Annotated in this window: 15 protein-coding genes; 10 read left to right on the plus strand and 5 right to left on the minus strand. The window is 75.0% G+C overall.

From position 1 onward, the window contains the following. Positions 1-10: 10 nt before the first annotated feature. Positions 11-1,996, minus strand: coding sequence for an acetate--CoA ligase (acs, locus tag ACETWP_RS09430; protein ID WP_373971981.1), 1,986 nt, complete (start codon positions 1,994-1,996; stop codon positions 11-13). A gap of 245 nt (positions 1,997-2,241) precedes the next feature. On the opposite strand from acs, the gene ACETWP_RS09435 reads away from it, so the two are divergent. From ACETWP_RS09435 to ACETWP_RS09445, 3 genes are read left to right on the plus strand one after another with little or no spacing between them, the layout of a single operon-like run. After that, a complete protein-coding gene (locus ACETWP_RS09435; RefSeq protein WP_373971982.1) occupies positions 2,242-3,579 on the plus strand; it encodes a hypothetical protein in 1,338 nt (445 codons plus the stop codon). Further along, a complete protein-coding gene (gene nth / locus ACETWP_RS09440) occupies positions 3,572-4,357 on the plus strand; it encodes an endonuclease III (RefSeq protein ID WP_373971983.1) in 786 nt (261 codons plus the stop codon). The genes ACETWP_RS09435 and nth overlap by 8 nt, the downstream gene beginning before the upstream one ends. A gap of 22 nt (positions 4,358-4,379) precedes the next feature. After that, entirely contained in the window at positions 4,380-5,081 is a 702-nt protein-coding gene (locus ACETWP_RS09445; RefSeq protein WP_373971984.1) for an NUDIX hydrolase, read from the plus strand. Here ACETWP_RS09445 and ACETWP_RS09450 read toward each other — a convergent pair. After that, a complete protein-coding gene (locus ACETWP_RS09450) occupies positions 4,990-6,633 on the minus strand; it encodes a WXG100-like domain-containing protein (protein ID WP_373971985.1) in 1,644 nt (547 codons plus the stop codon). The genes ACETWP_RS09445 and ACETWP_RS09450 overlap by 92 nt on opposite strands. Positions 6,634-6,745: 112 nt before the next feature. Further along, positions 6,746-8,458 (minus strand): bifunctional 3'-5' exonuclease/DNA polymerase, encoded by a 1,713-nt coding sequence (locus ACETWP_RS09455; RefSeq protein WP_373971986.1) that lies wholly within the window; start codon positions 8,456-8,458, stop codon positions 6,746-6,748. 191 nt (positions 8,459-8,649) lie between these two features. On the opposite strand from ACETWP_RS09455, the gene ACETWP_RS09460 reads away from it, so the two are divergent. The 7 genes from ACETWP_RS09460 (at position 8,650) to ACETWP_RS09490 (ending at position 13,909) form a co-directional block, all read left to right on the plus strand. Then, complete coding sequence (locus ACETWP_RS09460) at positions 8,650-9,990, plus strand: CpaE-like family protein (RefSeq protein ID WP_373971987.1); 1,341 nt, start codon at positions 8,650-8,652, stop codon at positions 9,988-9,990. Further along, entirely contained in the window at positions 9,987-11,249 is a 1,263-nt protein-coding gene (locus tag ACETWP_RS09465; RefSeq protein WP_373971988.1) for a TadA family conjugal transfer-associated ATPase, read from the plus strand. The genes ACETWP_RS09460 and ACETWP_RS09465 overlap by 4 nt, the downstream gene beginning before the upstream one ends. Continuing rightward, the gene (locus ACETWP_RS09470) at positions 11,237-12,091 is read left to right on the plus strand and encodes a type II secretion system F family protein (RefSeq protein WP_373971989.1); all 855 of its coding nucleotides are present in this window, start codon (positions 11,237-11,239) and stop codon (positions 12,089-12,091) included. Before ACETWP_RS09465 ends, ACETWP_RS09470 begins: the two co-directional genes overlap by 13 nt. After that, the gene (locus ACETWP_RS09475; RefSeq protein WP_373971990.1) at positions 12,088-12,687 is read left to right on the plus strand and encodes a type II secretion system F family protein; all 600 of its coding nucleotides are present in this window, start codon (positions 12,088-12,090) and stop codon (positions 12,685-12,687) included. The genes ACETWP_RS09470 and ACETWP_RS09475 overlap by 4 nt, the downstream gene beginning before the upstream one ends. Before the next feature lie 165 nt (positions 12,688-12,852). Continuing rightward, positions 12,853-13,050 (plus strand): DUF4244 domain-containing protein, encoded by a 198-nt coding sequence (locus ACETWP_RS09480; protein ID WP_373971991.1) that lies wholly within the window; start codon positions 12,853-12,855, stop codon positions 13,048-13,050. Positions 13,051-13,059: 9 nt separating this feature from the next. Further along, on the plus strand, positions 13,060-13,479 hold the full coding sequence (locus ACETWP_RS09485; protein ID WP_373971992.1) for a TadE family type IV pilus minor pilin: 420 nt from the start codon (positions 13,060-13,062) through the stop codon (positions 13,477-13,479). Beyond that, positions 13,469-13,909 carry an Rv3654c family TadE-like protein gene (locus ACETWP_RS09490; protein WP_373971993.1) on the plus strand — a complete coding sequence of 147 codons (441 nt, stop codon included), beginning with the start codon at positions 13,469-13,471 and terminating at the stop codon, positions 13,907-13,909. The genes ACETWP_RS09485 and ACETWP_RS09490 overlap by 11 nt, the downstream gene beginning before the upstream one ends. On the opposite strand, the gene sftH is transcribed toward ACETWP_RS09490, so the two are convergent. Together sftH and ACETWP_RS09500 are read right to left on the minus strand one after the other, a co-directional pair. Continuing rightward, positions 13,906-16,215, minus strand: a complete 2,310-nt coding sequence (gene sftH, locus ACETWP_RS09495; protein WP_373972065.1) for a DEAD/DEAH box helicase — start codon at positions 16,213-16,215, stop codon at positions 13,906-13,908. The genes ACETWP_RS09490 and sftH overlap by 4 nt on opposite strands. 47 nt (positions 16,216-16,262) lie before the next feature. After that, positions 16,263-16,928 (minus strand): GNAT family N-acetyltransferase, encoded by a 666-nt coding sequence (locus tag ACETWP_RS09500; protein ID WP_373971994.1) that lies wholly within the window; start codon positions 16,926-16,928, stop codon positions 16,263-16,265. Positions 16,929-17,034 lie beyond the last annotated feature (106 nt).

Raw genomic sequence — 17,034 nt, forward strand, 5'->3', positions numbered from 1 at the left:
GTCGTCCGCCCTACTTCCTCAGGGATTCGGCGATCTGCGCCATGACGGTGTTGTCCGCCAGCGTCGTCGCGTCGCCGACCTCCCGGCCCTCCGCGACGTCCTTAAGCAGGCGCCGCATGATCTTGCCCGAACGCGTCTTCGGCAGCTCGGGGACGACCAGGATGGTGCGGGGCTTGGCGATGGGCCCGATCTCCTTGGCGACGTGGTTGCGCAGGACCTGGACGACGTCGATCCCCTCGCCGGGCTCGGTGCGCAGGATGACGAACGCGACGATCGCCTCGCCCGTGGTCTCGTCGCTGGCTCCCACGACGGCGGACTCGGCCACCAGCGGGTGGGAGACGAGCGCCGATTCGATCTCCGTGGTGGAGAGCCGGTGGCCGGAGATGTTCATGACGTCGTCGACGCGGCCCAGCAGCCAGATGTCGCCGTCCTCGTCCTTCTTGGCGCCGTCGCCGGCGAAGTACATGTTCTCGAAGCGGGACCAGTAGGTCTGGCGGTAGCGCTCCATGTCCCCCCAGATGCCGCGCAGCATGGAGGGCCAGGGCTCGCGGATGACCAGGTAGCCGCCCTCGCCATTCCCCACGGACTCGCCCATCTCGTCGACGACGTCCACGGTGATGCCGGGAACCGGCACCTGGGCCGAGCCCGGCTTGGTCGCCGTGACGCCGGGCAGGGGCGCGATCATGTGTGCGCCGGTCTCCGTCTGCCACCAGGTGTCGACGATCGGGGTGGGGTGCTCCTTGCGCTCCCCGTTCTTTCCGCCGTTCGTGCCGATGACCTCGCGGTACCACATCCACGCCTCGGGGTTGATGGGCTCGCCGACCGAGCCGAGCACGCGCAGCGACGAGAGGTCGTAGCCGTCCGGGATGTCGCGGCCCCACTTCATCATGGTGCGGATGGCCGTCGGGGCGGTGTAGAGGATGGTGACGCCGTACTTCTCGACGATCTCCCACCAACGGCCCTGGTGCGGGGAGTCGGGGGTGCCCTCGAAGATGACCTGCGTGGCTCCGTTCACCAGCGGCGCATAGGTGACGTAGGAGTGCCCGGTCACCCAGCCGATGTCCGCCGTGCACCAGTAGACGTCGGTCTCCGGGTGCAGGTCGAAGGTGTCCTTGTGCGTCGCGGCCGTCTGCACCAGGAAGCCGCCCGTGGTGTGGACGATGCCCTTGGGCTTGCCGGTCGTGCCGGAGGTGTAGAGGACGAAGAGCGGGTGCTCCGAATCGTGGGCGACGGGGGCGTGGTCGGCGGAGGCGGATCCGACGACGTCGTCCCACCACCGGTCCAGCGAGTCGTTCCAGACGACGTCTTCGCCGTTGCGCTTCACGACCACGACGTTCTCCACGGTGTGGGCGCCTTCGGCCAGGGCCTCGTCGACGGCCGGCTTGAGCGAACTCGGCTTGCCGCGGCGCCACGTGCCGTCCGCGGTCACGACGAGCTTCGCCTCGGCGTCGTCGATCCGCGAGCGCAGGGCCTCCGCGGAGAAGCCGCCGAAGACCACGGAGTGGATCGCGCCGATCCGCGCGCAGGCCAGCATGGTGATGACCGCCTCCGGGATCATGGGCAGGTACACGGCCACGCGGTCGCCCTTGGCGACGCCGAGGGCCTCGAAGGCGTTCGCGGCCCTCTTCACCTCGTCGGTCAGCTCGGCGTAGGTGTAGGTGCGGGTGTCGCCCATCGCCCCCTCGAAGTGGATGGCGACGCGCTCGCCGAGCCCGGCCTCCACGTGCCGGTCCAGCGCGTTGTAGGCGGCGTTCACCGTTCCGCCGACGAACCACTTGGCTACGGGCGCCTCGGACCAGTCCAGGGTCTCCGTGAAGTCGGTGTCCCAGGTCAGCGTCTCCCGGGCGCGGTCCGCCCAGTAGCCGAGCCGGTCCGCGGCCGCACGCTCGTAGAGCGACGCGTCGGCCACGGAGTTGGCGGCGAACTCCGTGCTCGGGGCGAATTTGCGTCCCTCGCGGATGAGGTTGTCCAGGGTGGAGATGTTGATGTCCGACACGTTGGGTCCTTTCGGAACGGTAGGGGGTGCTGTGAGCCAGATTACAGCCGGAGCGCGGGTGTGGTGGCTTCCGTCACACCACGAGACGTGGAGGGCCCCAAATGTGCGGTGAACGGTCGGAGTGCGCGACGAAGACCCGTTCCGGGTGCGCGGCGCTATGGCGCCCGGCACCGTGCACGACGTTAAACTAAGGCCAGTAGCCGCATGCGGCCCGCCGTCCGGCGGTGGGGGGAGAAGGAGTCACCATGGTGTACCAAACTGCGCAGGATTCGACGGAGGCCCGCACGATCGCGGGCCCGTTCACATTGCGGGAGGCCGTGGTCATCGGCGGGGGCCTGCTGCTCCTTCTCGGTTCCGTCCTTCCGTTCCAGTTCGGCGGTCTGCCGGTCAACATCTGGGTGTTCAATGGCCTGGTCTTCAACCAGCTGGTCTCGCTGGCACTCCCGGTCCTGGTCGCGGGGGCCTTCGCATGGCGCCGCCTGACCGGCCGGACCCGGGTGGTGGTGGGTTCGTTGACCCTCGACCAGCTGGCGTCCGTGGTGGCGGTGCTGACCGTGCTGTATTTCTTCCTCGGTGTCGTGCTGACCCTGAACGCCTCCTTCCTGCTGGGGCTGCTCGGTGCCTTGGCGCTTCTGGCCGGCACCACGGCGGCCTCGGTCATTCCCGGCTTCGCCCAGGACTTCCAGAACGGCGAGGGCCACGTCCTGACGCGCCCGATCCGCCCGGCGGGGCCGCGCGCCGAGCGTGCGCCCTCCCGGGACTCGGAGGAGACCGGCGCCGCCGCCCCGACGTCCGCCGCGGTGGCCGCCGGTTCCGGCGGCCCCGGTGAGGCCGATGCCGCCCGGAAGGCGGAACCGGCGGCGCTGTCGTCGGCATCCGAGGGTTCGCCGATGCCGGCGCAGGACGCGTCCGCCTGGCAGAGTGCCGCCGCGGCCCCCGCAGCCCCGGGGCCGACGGGCGACCAGCCGGCCCGTGGCCAGGCCGAACCCGCGCGGACGGTCTCCGACGCCCGCGCCACGCCGCATGAGGAGGCGCCTCCGCTGGACGCCGCTTCGTGGAACGACTCCGATGCGGTGGACAAGGCCGCTCCGCGGGACGGCTCCGATTCGCTGCACAAGGCGGCCATGCCGGACGACGCCACCGCGCTGGGAGACGTCGTGCCGCGGGACGAGGCCACGCCGTCGTCCGGCGCGGTGGAAGCTCCGCGCGACGCGCACACCGCCGCCGCGCGCACTGTCGACACCGGCACCCCGGCCGCCGAGGCCCGCGCCGATGGAGCCCCCGCGTACGGGGCCACGTCCGGTAACGGCGCGACCCCGGCGGACCGCGACGGGCAGGACACCGACGACGAACCCTTCGAGGCGACCCGGTCCGGCGACGAGCCGCCCGCCTACCAGGCGTTCTGGTTCGCGGTGCCGCGGCCGCGCGAGGTGGTGGACGAGCGTTCGGGACGCCAGGTTTTCACGGCGGAGCCCGGGGCCTGGATCCTGGCCCTCGAGGACCGCGGCGACGAGTTCCTGGTCCAGGACACCGACGGCCGCGTCGGGGTCCTGCGCGACCTGACGAACGTCGAACGTGCCTAGCGCGGAGACGCCCCTGGCCCGGAAGCGGCGGGCGCGCAAGATCCACCGCGTGCTCGCCGAGGCGTACCCGTACGCGGTTCCCGAACTGGATTTCGAGAACCCCTTCCAGCTGCTCGTCGCGACGGTCCTGTCCGCGCAGACCACGGACGTCCGGGTCAACGCGACGACCCCGGCCCTGTTCGCGCGCTACCCGGACGCGCGGGCGCTGGCCGAAGCGGCGCCGCCCGAGCTCCAGGAGCTGGTTCGGCCCACGGGGTTCTTCCGCGCCAAGGCCGACAACCTCATCGCGCTGTCGCGCCGGATCGTCGACGAATACGACGGCGAGGTGCCCCGGACCATCGAGGACCTCGTGACGCTCCCCGGCGTGGGCCGCAAGACGGCGAACGTGGTGCTCGGCAACGCCTTCGGGACGCCGGGGATCACGGTGGACACGCACTTCGGCCGCCTGGCGCGGCGTTTCGGCTGGACCGACGAGCAGGATCCCGTGAAGATCGAGCACGAGGTCGGCGCCCTCTTCGAGCCGCGGGACTGGACGATGCTGTCCCACCGCGTTGTCTTCCACGGCCGGCGCGTCTGCCACGCCCGCAAGCCGGCCTGCGGCGCCTGCCCCGTGGCCACGCTGTGCCCCTCCTACGGCGAGGGGGAGACGGACCCGGCCAAGGCCGCCAAGCTCCTCAAGTACGAGCTGGCACCGCACCGCTCCGAGCTCCTGGAACTCATGCGCCAGGGCCGGACCCGCCGCGAGCTCCGGGAACTCGGCCACGGGCTCGACGCGTGAGCCCCGGCGACGGGCCGGTCCCGTGAGCGCGCACGACGAGCTGGCCGCGCTCGTCGAACGGCACCGTCCCGGCACCGCATCGGGGGAGGGGGGCATCACCCCGATGCCGGACACGTGGGTCTTCCGCGACATGGACCGCTCGGCCGCCCGGCGCGCCGCGGTCCTGATCCTGTTCGGGCGCCTCGACGACGTTCCGGCGCACCACCCCTCCAGCGCCGTGCCTGCGGATCTCGACGTCCTGTTCGTCCAGCGGGCCGACACGCTCCGCCAGCACCCCGGACAGATCGCCTTCCCGGGCGGCGCCATCGACGAGACCGACGCGTCCACCGCCGACGCCGCGCTGCGCGAGGCCGTGGAGGAGACCGGCCTGGACCCGGCGGGCGTGCAGATCATCGGCAGCCTCCCGGACGCCGAGCTGCCGATCACCAACTTCCTGGTGACCCCCGTCATCGGATGGTGGGCGCGGCCCAGCGACGTCTTCGTGGTGGATCCGGGCGAGTCGGCCAAGGTGTTCCGGGTTCCGGTCGCAGACCTTCTCGATCCCGCCAACCGCGTCTCGGCCGTCATCGAGCGCGGGGGTCTGCGCCACACGTCGCCCGCGTTCACCGTGGACGGCGAAACCATCTGGGGCTTCACGGGTATCGTCCTCTCGCGGCTCTTCGACGATCTGGGCTGGACACAGGAATGGGACGCGGCAGCGGAACTCGTCGTTCCGTTCGGCTAGCGATGTCGGGCCGGCGGGGATCGGCGCTCCGGCCCGGGATGTCGGCTCGCCGAGAGGCGGCCGGTCGCCCCGGGGACGGCGGGCGCAGCGTGCCGGCGCCCTCGGCCCGCTCCCGCGCGGCGGAGAGCTTGCGCGTCACCGAGACCGACACCCGCGCGCCCCGCGCGGCCCGTCCGTCGGCATAGGCGCGTCCCGGGATGAGGGCGTCCGCCGTGGCCACGCCAGCATCCACCGCGGCCTTGGCGCCGACGAGGGCCGCGGCGTAGCGTCCGGCGGCCGGGGCCAGCAGCTGGCCGCGCGCCGCGGCACGCCGGATGCCCGGGTCCCGCAGCGCCCGCGCCCACAGGGCCTCGGCCCGCCGCGACCCGGCCGCCGCCGCCACCGTCCTCGCTGCCCCGGTGCGCGCGACGCCGGCCGCGCCTTCTCCGAGCCGGCCCGCGAGCGCCGCCGGGGCCCCGCCGCCGACAACGTCGCGGCCGAGGGCCAGCGCGCGGCCGAGACGGGTCCCCGACAGCGCCGACAGCGAGCGCGCCGTCTCCCGGCCGACGGCGAAACCGCGGCGCCCGATCGGGCCTCCGACCCGTCCGGCGGTCCGCGCCAAACCGCGCGCACCCAGGCCCAGGGAGGCGAGGGTCGATCCGCACGCCGCGGCGAGCGCCGCGAGCCGGGACGCCACGGCGCTGCCGAGCGCGGCCAGCCGGTCGACGACGGCGCCCAGGCGCAACGCGACGGCGGCCGCCCGGCCGGACGAGGCCAGCGCCCCGGCGGCGACGGAGCCGCCGAACGTGAGCGGGGCCGCCGCCAAGGTCAGGCCGGTGAGGAGGGCGGCCTCCGCCCCCGCCTGCCAGGCCTCGCGGGCGACCTCGGAGTGCGCCCATTCGACGTGGCCCGCGAACTCGGCGCAGGCGTCGCCGACCGCGCCGCACGCCTCCGCCAGGGCCGACACGTCTTCCGCGCCGCGTTCGAGCGCCCCCACGATCAGCGCGGTGTCCTCGGACACGCATCCGGACAGGAGCCGGGCTGCGTCGCGGGGGTGCGCGTGCGCCAGCCCTCCGAGCCGACGCGACGCCCGCGCCCAGGCGTCCCCGGCCAGCCGCAGGGCCGGCGGGTCCGCGCCCGGCCAGACGAGGCCGCAGGCGTCCAGCACCCACTGGTGCGGTCCGGGACCGCCGCCGGAGGAGGGCCCCGCGGCGCGCGGCGGCTGCGGCGGGCACCATGCAGGGCGGGCGGCCACCGCGCCGAAGGGGCCCGGTGCCGCCGTGCCCGCGTTCACGGCCTCGGCGGCCGCGTGGGCGTCCGCGCACGCGAACTGGACGTCGGCAAGGTCCGCGAATCCGGTCGCCGTCGCCGCGAGCCCCCCGAGCAGCGCGTCCACCGCGCCGTCGTACGCCACGGCGAAGTCGCGGCCGGAGGCGTCCGGACCCGCCATGCCGCCGCTTCCCCCGAGCTCGCCCCCGAGCGAAGCCAGGGACGCGTCGAGATCGCCGGCGAGCCGCGCCGTCGTCCGCGCCGCGGCGGCCATCGCCTCCGGATCCACCACCAGCAGTGCCATGTCCCCCGCCTCGCCAGCAGGGCCCCTCCGCCCCGTCGTGCTGGCGAGCCTACGGTCTGGGGCGGCGCGCGTCGTCGGGCGTGCCGCCATTGTGGATAACGCCGCGGCGCCGCTACTTGGCGTCGGCGTAGGAGTCGACGGTGGCCACGCTCACCGGGAACTCGACGGGGATGCTCCCGAACATGAGCTCCGCGGCGGCGGCCGCCGCCTGCTCGACGATCGCCGAGGCGTCCGCGGCGAAGGCGGCGGGCACGTGGAGCACGACCTCGTCGTGCAGGAAGAACACGACCTCGCCGACCTCGCGGCCGGCGGCGCGCTCGGCCCGCAGCCGCCGACGCAGCTCGCCGAGCCAGCACAGCGCCCACTCCGCGGCGGTGCCCTGGACCACGAAGTTGCGCGTGAAGCGGCCGCGGGTGCGGGCCGCCTGGTCCGCGCGGCGCTGCTCCTCGGCGCTGGAGGTGCGCTGTGCAGCGAGCCACTGCGGGGAAGCCGGAGGGGAACAGCGTCCCAGGAACGTGCAGACCTCGCCGCCTCCCTCCCCGTGCCGGGCGGCCTGTTCGACCAGGCCGACCGCGCGCGGGAACGTGCGGGCGAGCTGCGGCAACAGGCGCCCCGACTCGCCCGTCGTCGCCCCGTACATGGCGCCGAGCATGGCGATCTTCGCGCTGGCGCGGTCCCCGCCGAACCCGCGGTCCGCGATCCCCTGGTAGAGGTCGCGGCCGCGAGCGGCGTCGGCCAGGGCGCGGTCGCCGGCCAGCGCCGCCAGCACGCGGGGCTCCAGCTGGGCCGCGTCGGCCACCACGAACACGCGGCCGGGATCCGCGCGCACCGCATCGCGGATGCCGTGCGGGATCTGCAGGGCGCCGCCGCCGCGCGAGGCCCACCGCCCGGTCACCACGCCGCCGACAACGTACTCCGGCCGGAAGCGGCCGTCGGCGACCCAGGCGTCCAGCCAGGCCCACCCGTTGGCGCTGAGCAGCCGGGAGAGCTTCTTGTAGCGCAGGAGAGGCTTCAGGGCCGGGTGGGTGTACTCCTGCAGCTCCCACTGGCTGGTGCTCTTGGCGGGGACGCCTGCGCGGTTTAAGGCGCGCAGCAGATCCTGGTGCGAGTCCGGGTTGAGCGCAGGGTCGCCCAGCAGGGACCGCAGGAGGTGCGCCAGCTCCTCGAGGCGCGCCGGCCGCACGCCGTGCGCGGTGCGTGGACCCAGCTCGTCCCGGAGCAGGGCCGCGTGGATGTCGCTGCGCCACGGGATGCCGTGGTGGCGCATCTCGGCGGCGATGACGGCCCCCGCGGATTCCGCGGCGAGCAGCAGCTGAAGCCGCCGGCCGCGCGGGGTCCGGGGAACGGCCTCCAGCTGCCTTCTGAACTCCTCGGCGAGGGTCTCCGCCGCGGCCGTGGCCGGCTTGGCCTCCTCGAAGAGGGCCCCCTGGTTCTCGGGCGGGCGAGGCGGCGCCAGCGCCTGCGGCGGGCCGTCGGCCGCGTCCGGGTCCTGCCGGCGCAGGGAATCGACGTAGGCGGTCTCGTCGGCGGACGTGGAGAAGCGCAGGATGTTCCGGCACAGGGACAGGTCGTGCGCGCGCTCGACCGACACTCCCGCCGCCAGCAGCGACGGGTACCAGTCGCCGGTACGGTCCCACACCCACCGCAGGCCACGCGCCTCGATGGCGGCCACGACGGCGGGAATCCGGTCCCGCGTCACGGGCTCCAGCGCCCCCTCGGGCTCGCCGTCGGTTCCCAGCAACTGGACGACGGCGGCGACGTCCTCTCCGGCGTCGGACGCGGGCTGGCCCAGGGAGTGGGTTGCCAACAGGGCGTATCGGGGCACCCGACCATTGTGCCAGCCGCGCCGCGCCGTCGATCCCGCGGTGCGGGCGGCGCGGTTGAAACCTGAGCGCGGCGGCTCCGCCCTGCCCTCGTCTGCCGCGCCGGCGCCCGGGACGCGCCAGGCGGTGGCGAGTTGTCCACAATCGACGCCCTCCGCGGCCGCCGGGGCCCCGGATGCGGGACGCTGGTGGCATGAGCGACACCGAGCGGTTCGTGGCGACCCCGGAACCCGGACGCGGGACGGGGCGCGGACCCGCGGGTGGGCGGCGCGGCACGCGGGGCACCGACGCGGTTCCCCCGCGCGCGGGGACCGCCCGCTGGCCGCCCGGCCTCCCCCGAGGGGACGCCCCAGAGGCGCCTGGTCCGCGCGAAGGTGCGGACGAAGGTCTCGCCGCGGACCCGGACCCGGCTCCGGCCCCGGGCCAGACCCCGGACACCTCTCCCGCACCCGCGCCGCCGACCGATCCGCCGCGCGCCGCCGACTGCCTGCTCATCACCGGCGACGGCGTGCTCGCGGACCAGGTGGCACTGGTGGCAGCGGCGGCCGGCGCCGTCTTGAGCGTCCGGCGCGACGCCGCCGCGGCGCGCCCGGAACCTGCGTCCGTTCTGCTGCTCGGACCGGACGCGGCCGTCGCCGACGCGGCCCACCGGGCGGGAACGGCGGCCGTCCTGGTCGGGCACGCCGCCGACGAAGACGTCCTGTGGCGGGTCGCCGCGCGCCATCCGGGGGCCCGGGTCGCCGTCCTGCCCCGCGCGTCGGCGTGGTTGGGGGAATTCCTGGGCGAGCTGGGCCTGCGCGGCGGCCCGGGCCGCGTCCTGCTGGTCGCCGGGGCGTCGGGCGGGGCGGGCACCACCACACTCGCCGTGCTGGCCGCGGCGGCCGCCACCCTCCAGGGAGCCCGCACCCTGCTGATCGACGCCGATCCGCACAGCCGGGGCCTGTGGCCGATCCTCAAGCCCCGGGTCCCGGAGGGCGTCGGCTGGGAGGACCTCGCCCGCTCGCGGGGGCAGGTCGCGCCCGCGCACCTCGCGGAGATCCTCCCGCTCGCCCAGGGGACCGCGGTGCTCACGTGGGGCTCGCGCTCCCGGGGGGACGTGACGCCGATGCCCGTGCTGGGCGAGGTCGTGGCCGCCTCGCGCAGGATCTACGACACGGTCGTCGTCGACGCCGGCCGGTCGGCGGGAGTCGATCCTTCGCTGTGTGCCCTCGCCGACGAGGGCCTCGAGGTCTGGTCCGCCGGCACGCCCGCGCATCCCAGCCTGATGGACCACGGGGCGGGGGCCGCGTTGCCGTGGGGCGTGGCCGTGACGGGGCGCCTGCCCTCGGGAGAGGACGCCGCGCGGATCGCGGCGCGGACCGGACTGCGGCTGGCGTGCTACCTCCCGCCGCTGCGCGCCGTGCCTCGGGCGGCGGCCGACGGAATGCTCGTGTCCGTTATGGGCCGGCGCGGCGTGCGGCGGCTGCTCGAGCCGCTGGGGGCGCTCGCGCGCGGTCTGTCCGGCGCCCGGCCGCGAGACCGGGGCCCCGGGTGAGCGCCGGGCCGCGTCCCGAGGCCGGAGCCGACGGCCACGGCGGTGCGCCGCGCCACGGCAGGCGCAGGTGGGGCTCCGGCGACGAGCCGGCCGGCGGGCCGGTGGACCGGAGGATCCTCGAGGAGGTCCGGAGCCGTGCGGGCGACGGGCCGGGGGCGCTTTCGGGTGCCGACCTCGCGGGAGCCGTGCGGGCGTCCGGGATCGTCGTCGGCAGCGGAAGCGCCGAGCGCGCCATCCGGCTGCTGCAGGAGGACCTCCGGGGCCTCGGCCCGTTGCAGGCCGTCGCCGACGTTCCCGGGACCACCGACGTGTTGGTGGACGGCCGGGGGCAGGTCTGGGCGGACGGCCCCGACGGTCTCGCGCCCACGGGGCTGCGCTTCGCGGAACCGGACGACGTGCGGCGGCTCGCGGTGCGCCTCGCCGCGGCCGGGGGACGCAGGCTCGACGACGCCCAACCCTTCGCCGACGTCGTGCTGGGCGCCTACCGGGTGCATGCGGTGCTGCCCCCCGTGTCCACCGGCGGGCCGCTCCTCTCCGTGCGGATCCGCGAGTCGGCGGCACCGGCGCTGCGGGAGATCCTCGGCCAAGGAGACCGCGACCCCTGGCTGCCCGTGCTCGGGGCGATCGTCCGCGGGCGGTTGAACTTCCTCGTCAGCGGCGGCACGGGATCCGGCAAGACCACCCTGCTCGGCGCGATGCTCGGCGAGGCGCCGGAGGCGGAGCGCCTGCTGATCGTGGAGGACGCGCAGGAACTCGCGCCCCGGCATCCGCACGTCGTGGGACTGCAGTGCCGCACCGGCAACGTGGAGGGAGCCGGCTCGGTGACGATGGTCGACCTGATCCGCCAGGCGCTGCGCATGCGCCCGGACCGGCTCGTCGTCGGCGAGTGCCGCGGTGCCGAGGTCCGCGAGTTCCTCGCCGCGATGAACACCGGCCATGACGGCGCGGGCGGGACCATCCACGCGAGCTCCGCGTCCGCCGTTCCCGCCCGGCTCGCCGCGATGGGCGCGCTCGCCGAGCTGACGCCGGAGGCGGTGGCCGTTCAGGCCGCGAGCGCGCTGGACCTCGTCGTGCACATGTCGCGCGAGGGGGGCCGCCGCGGTCCCGTGCAGCTGAGCCGGATCGTCGCCGCCCCGGGGCCCGCGCTGTCCATGCTGGAGGTCGTGGGGCGCGGTCGCGGGGACGCGTTGCGCACCGGGCCCGCCGCCCGGTGGTTCGCAGACCTGTTGGCGGATCGGTCCGTCGCATGTCCGTGGTGATCGTGGCGGCGGCGGCGGCGTGCGCCGCGGCGGCGGCCTGGCTGGCCCTGCCGGTGGGGCGAGGCGCGGTGCCGGTCGCCGAACGCGGGCCGGGCGGGGAGGCCACCCGTGTCCTCGGGAGGTTGGCGGCGCGGTGGCGGGAGGCGCAGCGGCGCCGCCAAGGACCACCGGAGCTCGAGACGCACGTGCGCGCGATCCGCCAGCTTTCCGCCCTGTTGCGCTCCGGCCGCCCCCCGGCCGAGGCGTGGGCCCTGCTTGAGTCCACCTGGAAGGGCAAGGCCGCGCCGGCGCGGGGCCGGCGGGCCGGCCAGGGAGTGGGGCGGGGAGCGCGGGCGGCGGCCGGCGGGGCCGCCACGGGCGCGACGGCGGACGGGTCCGCGGGGGCGCGCGATGTCACGGAAGCCTGCCGGGCGGCCCGCATGGCGCACACCGTGGGCGCGCCGCCGTCGGCCGGACTGGAACGCCACCTGCGCTCCTGCGGCCCAGAATACGCCGGCGCGTGGTCGAGACTGGTGTGGTGCGTGCGGCTTTCGGAGTCGACCGGAGCGGCGCTGTCGGACCTGCTGGACCGGCTCGCGGGACAGCTGGAGGCCGGCGAGGACCGGCGGCGCGCACTGGATGCGGCGCTCGCCGGTCCCCGAGCGACGCAGAGGATCCTCGCGTGGCTGCCGGCGGTCGGGCTGGCCCTGGCCCAACTCATCGGCGCAGACCCGCTGGCGGTGCTGCTGTGGCATCCGGTCGGCCGCCTTTCCCTGGTCGCCGGCGCCGCGCTGTGGTGGGCCAACCGGGTCTGGGGAGCCAGGATGCTGGCGGGCGCCGCAACGGGCGGACCGGGCCCGTGAGCCTCCTCGTCTCGGTGCTGGCCGCCGCGATCGCCGCATGGCTCTTGGCCGGCGCGGCCGCACGAACACGCCCGTCGCCCTCGGTTCCGTCGGCGGCAGCCGCCGGTCCCGTGGCCCGGCGCGTCCGCGAACGCACCGGCCGCCGGACCGGGCGCGGCCCCGTGCCCTCGGCACTGTCGGCCGACGACGAGCCGCTGCTGCTCGACCTCTGCGGGACCCTGCTGCGCGCCGGGCTTCCCCTGACCGCCATCCTCCGCGCGCTCGCGCGGGACGTGCCGGGATGCGAGCCGCTGGGCGCCGTCGTGCACTCGCTGGAGCTCTCCCTCCCCTGGGAGCGCGCCTGGGCCGAGACGCCGCCGACGCTGGCCGCCGTGGGCGAGTCACTGGCCTTTGCCCACCTGACCGGTGCCGCGACGGCCGACCTCCTGCGGGCTGCCGCGGATGAGCGGCGGCGCCGGGACGCCCGCGATGCCGAACGCAGGGCCGCGGAGCTCGGCGTGAAACTGGTCATTCCCCTGGGCACGTGCGCACTGCCCGCGTTCATCTGCCTCGGGGTCGTGCCCGTGGTGGTCTCCCTCCTCCCGCGCCTGGGCTGACCGCGACCGCCGGTGGCCGCGCCGACCGCCACTGCCCCTCCACAGGCCCGGCCCGCGCTGGCCCATCCAGATCCCGGGCTTCTCCCCGGCGGACGCGCGCCGGGCGCGCGAGGGTGGAACCGACCCCGAAACGGGATCGAGAAACCTCGAGGAAGGCGCAATCTCATGGAACACGCGGAAGATTCATCGGACCGGTCCGCAGCCCCGGGACCAGGCGGCGCGGAGGACGGCATCGCCACGGCCGAGTTCGCGATCGTCACCCTGGCGGCCGTCGGTTTCGCCGGCCTGCTGGTGACCATCCTCACCAGCGGAGACGTTCGCGAGCTGTTGCTGGGCCTGGTTCGCCAGGCGCTGTCCTACTAGGGTCGCGCGGTGTCACGGTCACGTTTCCGACCCCCGGCGGAGCCCGGGCGCGGCCGGCGGGGGAGCAGCACGGCGGAGTTCGCCGTCCTGCTGCCGGCCGTGGCGGGACTGCTCGCGGTCGCCCTCTGCGCCGGGGCCATCGGCTCCACCCAGATCCGGCTGGAGCAGGCGGCCCGCGCCGCGGCACGCGAGCTGGCGCGCGGCGAGAGCGCCGCCACGGCGGCCGACACCGCGCGGAGGCTGGCGGGGGACGGGATCGGCATCGAGATCGGCGGGCGGGCGGGCTACCGCAGCGTGCGTCTGACCACCGGGTCCGCCCTCCCGGACCTGGGCCGCGGAACGCCCCTGGCCGGACTGATCGTGCTCTCCGCAGAGGCGGAGGCGCGGTCCGAGGTCGACGACGGCGGGGGCGGCTCCCTTGGGCCGTGAGGCGGCGGCGCGGCCGCGGACCGAGGCCGGCGGAGCGGGTGCGCTGGTCCTCGGCATCGTGGCCGCGGCGCTGCTGGGCATCGGCCTCGTGCTGGCCCTGACTGCGGCCGCGAGCGCGGCGGGCAGGGCCGCCACCGCGTCCGACCTCGCGGCGCTGGCCGCGGCGGACGCCGCGCGCGGGTTGCTGACCGGGGAGCCGTGCGCCGTCGCCGCCGAAACGGCCCGGGTGAACGGCGGGGACCTCCTCGACTGCCGCCGCAGCGGACCGTCGGGCGAGATCGTCGATATTCGGACGTCGGCGCCCTTCGGCGCCGGGTGGACGTGGCTCGGATCGGTGGGCGCGACGGCAGAGGGGAGATCCCGGGCAGGGCCCCCGCCCCGGCCGTGGACCGGCCCTCCGACGGGCCCCGCGCGGGGCCCGTCGCCCTAACCCGCGGGCGGCGCGTCCCGCAGCAGCGAGCCGATCAGCGCGATCGCGCCGGCCTTGTCCAGGGGGTTGTTCTTGTTTCCGCACTTTGGCGACTGGACGCAGGACGGGCAGCCGGACTCGCACTCGCAGGCGGAAATCGCGTCGCGCGTCGCCGCGAGCCAGGTCCGCGCCCGTTCGAAGCCGCGTTCCACGAAACCCGCGCCCCCCGCGTGCCCGTCATAGACGAAGATCGTCGGCATCTCGGTGTCCGCATGGAGGGCCGTCGACACCCCGCCGATGTCCCAGCGGTCGCTCGAGGCGACCAGCGGCAGCAGGCCGATGGCGGCGTGCTCGGCCGCGTGGAGGGCGCCGGGAATGGACCCGGGCACGATCCCCGCGGAGACGAGGCGCGGCTCGGGGACCGTGAACCAGACGGCCTTGGTGAAGAGGTCGCGGGCTCCCAGCTCCAGTGGCTCCTCGCCGAGGATCTCGTTGCTGACCAGGGCCTTGCGCTGGAAGGACACGACCTGCGTGGTGACCCGCACATCGCCGAAATGCGCCGTCACGTTGCCCCACTCCTCGCTGCGCAGGGACTCGAGCACCTCGATGGTCGTGATGTCGCGGGCCTGGGTGTAGAAGTCCGGCGTCGCGCGGTGGACCAGCACGCAGTGGTCGGTCTCGTTCAGCTCGTCCACGACGTAGGTGGATCCCTGATGGACGTACACGGCGCCGGTGTGCGCCTGGTAGTGGGTCTGCGGGGAGTCCATGGTGCCCAGCAGCGAGCCGGTCTCCGAGTCGATGATGCTCATCGGACCGCCGCCGTCCCCGCGGAGGCTGACCAGCGACGCGGCACGTTCCGGATGCGTCCAGAACCAACCCGACGGCCGCCTGCGCAGGTAGCCGCGTTCGACCAGGGACTCCAGCAACCCGGTCGCCGTCGGACCGAACAGCTCGACCTCCTCGGGCCGCAGCGGCTGCTCGGCGGCGGCGGCGCAGAGGTGCGGACCGAGGACGTAGGGGTTGCCGGGGTCGAAGACGGTGGCCTCCAACGCGGCGTCGAAGATGGCCTCCGGATGGTTGACCAGGTAGGTGTCCAGCGGATCGTCGCTGGCGACAAAGGCGGCCAGGGCGTTCTGCCCCGCGCGTCCCGCCCGGCCGATCTGCTGGTAGAACGACGCGCGGGTGCCCGGCCACCCGGCGACCAACACGGCGTCGAGCCCGGCGACGTCGATGCCCAGCTCCAGCGCCGAGGTCGAGGCGATGCCCAGCAGCTCGCCGCTGCGCAGGCGCCGCTCCAACTCGCGCCGTTCCTCGGGCAGGTAGCCGGACCGGTAGGCGGCGATCCGTCCCGGGAGCCCCGGATGCACCTCGTCGACCAGGCGGCGCGCCATGGTGGCGATGGTCTCCGCCCCGCGCCTCGACTTGATGAACGCGATGGTCCGCACCTGGGAGCAGACCAGGTGCGCCAGCAGGTCGGACGTCTCGGCCACCGCGGTGCGCCGCCGCGGCGCCCCGTTCTCGCCGCGGAACTCCGTCAGCGGAGGCTCCCACAGGGCCACCGCCGTCTCCCCGTGGGGGGAGAAGTCCGTGGTCACCGCGACCACCGGCGCTCCGACCAGCCGGCCGAACGACTCCTCGGGCTCCGCGCTCGTCGCCGAGGCGCCGATGAACACGGGATCGGAGCCGTAGTGGGCGCAGATGCGGCGCAGGCGGCGCAACAGGTTCGCCACGTGCGATCCGAAGACGCCTCGGTAGCTGTGGGCCTCGTCGATGACCACGAAGGACAGCCGTCGGAAGAACCGGGCCCACCACGGGTGGTTCGGCAGGATGCCGAAGTGCAGCATGTCGGGGTTCGCCAGGACGAAGTTCGCGTGGTCGCGGATCCACCGGCGCTCCCCGGCCTCCGTGTCGCCGTCGTAGGTGGCCGCCTTCACGCTCGCCAGGCCAAGGGAGAGGACGGCGGACAGCTGGTCGGCGGCCAGCGCCTTCGTAGGGGACAGGTAGAGGACGACTGCGCCGCTGGCCTCCAGCGTGACGGCGTCCTCGAGCGCGGAGCGGTGGATGGCGTCGACCGCCGGGAGCTGGTACGCGAGGGACTTGCCGGAGGCGGTCCCGGTGGAGATGATCGTGTGTCGCCCCTCGTGGGCGTGGGTCGCCGCCTGCACCTGGTGCAGCCACGGCTCGTGGACCCCCAGGCGGGCGTAGGCCCCGGTGACGTCGGGGTGGACCCACGCGGGCCACGGGCCATGCACGGCGTCCCGGGCCGGGAGGATCCGCAGGTGGCGCAGCGCTTCGGGGTCGGAGCCGTGGCCCAAGAGCGGAACCATCGTGCGGAAGTCTGTCACCGCATCATTGTGGCACCCCGCGCCGACGCCTAGGTGTGCTGGCCGGCCAGGGTGACGACCGTGCCCAGCGGTGTCCAGCCCAGGTAGCGGTACAGCGCCTGGCCGTCGAGGGAGGCGATCAACAGGCCCTCGTCGACCTGGTGCTCCAACGCCAACGCCACGAGGGCGCGCATGACCAGGCTGCCGAGGCCGCGGCGGCGGAAGTCCGGCGCCGTGATGATCCGGTCGAAAACGGCGTAGTCGCCGACGACGGACACGTGGCCGCTGGCCGCGACGACGTCGGGGTCGTCGGCCACGTGGATGGAGACGTACGAGTGCCGGCCGTCCCGCTTCGTCGCGATGGTGAAGCCCTCGGGCGGCCGGGGGTCCTCCACGTCCTGCCCGTCCATGTCGGCCACCATCAGGGCCTCGTCGGCCTCGACGACCGAGAGGCCGGCCGCGACCGCCGCCTCGCCGAGCGACATCGTGTCGTTGGAGAAGGCGGTCAGGCGGCGAGCGGGATGCTTGCCCAGGGTCTCACCCACGGCGACGAGTTCCTCGGCGGTCGGCTCGTAGATGACGTATTCCCAGTCGCCGGTGGTGTCGTGGCGGAGGGCCGCATGGACCCGTCCCTCGTGGCGGCACTCGTACCCACGCGCCCCGGCCCAGCCGGTGACCCAGGTGCCGATCAATTCATCGCTCGCTGTGGATCCCATGGCACGACACTACTCCGAGTCCACGGGCGTGTGGAGTGGCGATGCCTAACCGTTGCGTGACCGCCGGATGAACGGCCGTGGGCGCGCCGACACGGCCCCGGCGGCG

The organism is Arthrobacter halodurans (genome assembly GCF_041877255.1).
GTDB lineage: Bacteria > Actinomycetota > Actinomycetes > Actinomycetales > Micrococcaceae > Arthrobacter_N > Arthrobacter_N halodurans.

Bases quoted from the DNA above. Each gene is read 5' to 3' on its own strand.
- ACETWP_RS09435 (WP_373971982.1), top strand. From the start codon at position 2,242: ATGGTGTACCAAACTGCGCAGGATTCGACGGAGGCCCGCACGATCGCG.
- ACETWP_RS09450 (WP_373971985.1), bottom strand. From the start codon at position 6,633: ATGGCACTGCTGGTGGTGGATCCGGAGGCGATGGCCGCCGCGGCGCGG.
- ACETWP_RS09460 (WP_373971987.1), top strand. From the start codon at position 8,650: ATGAGCGACACCGAGCGGTTCGTGGCGACCCCGGAACCCGGACGCGGG.
- ACETWP_RS09470 (WP_373971989.1), top strand. From the start codon at position 11,237: ATGTCCGTGGTGATCGTGGCGGCGGCGGCGGCGTGCGCCGCGGCGGCG.
- ACETWP_RS09480 (WP_373971991.1), top strand. From the start codon at position 12,853: ATGGAACACGCGGAAGATTCATCGGACCGGTCCGCAGCCCCGGGACCA.
- sftH (WP_373972065.1), bottom strand. From the start codon at position 16,215: ATGGTTCCGCTCTTGGGCCACGGCTCCGACCCCGAAGCGCTGCGCCAC.
- ACETWP_RS09500 (WP_373971994.1), bottom strand. From the start codon at position 16,928: ATGGGATCCACAGCGAGCGATGAATTGATCGGCACCTGGGTCACCGGC.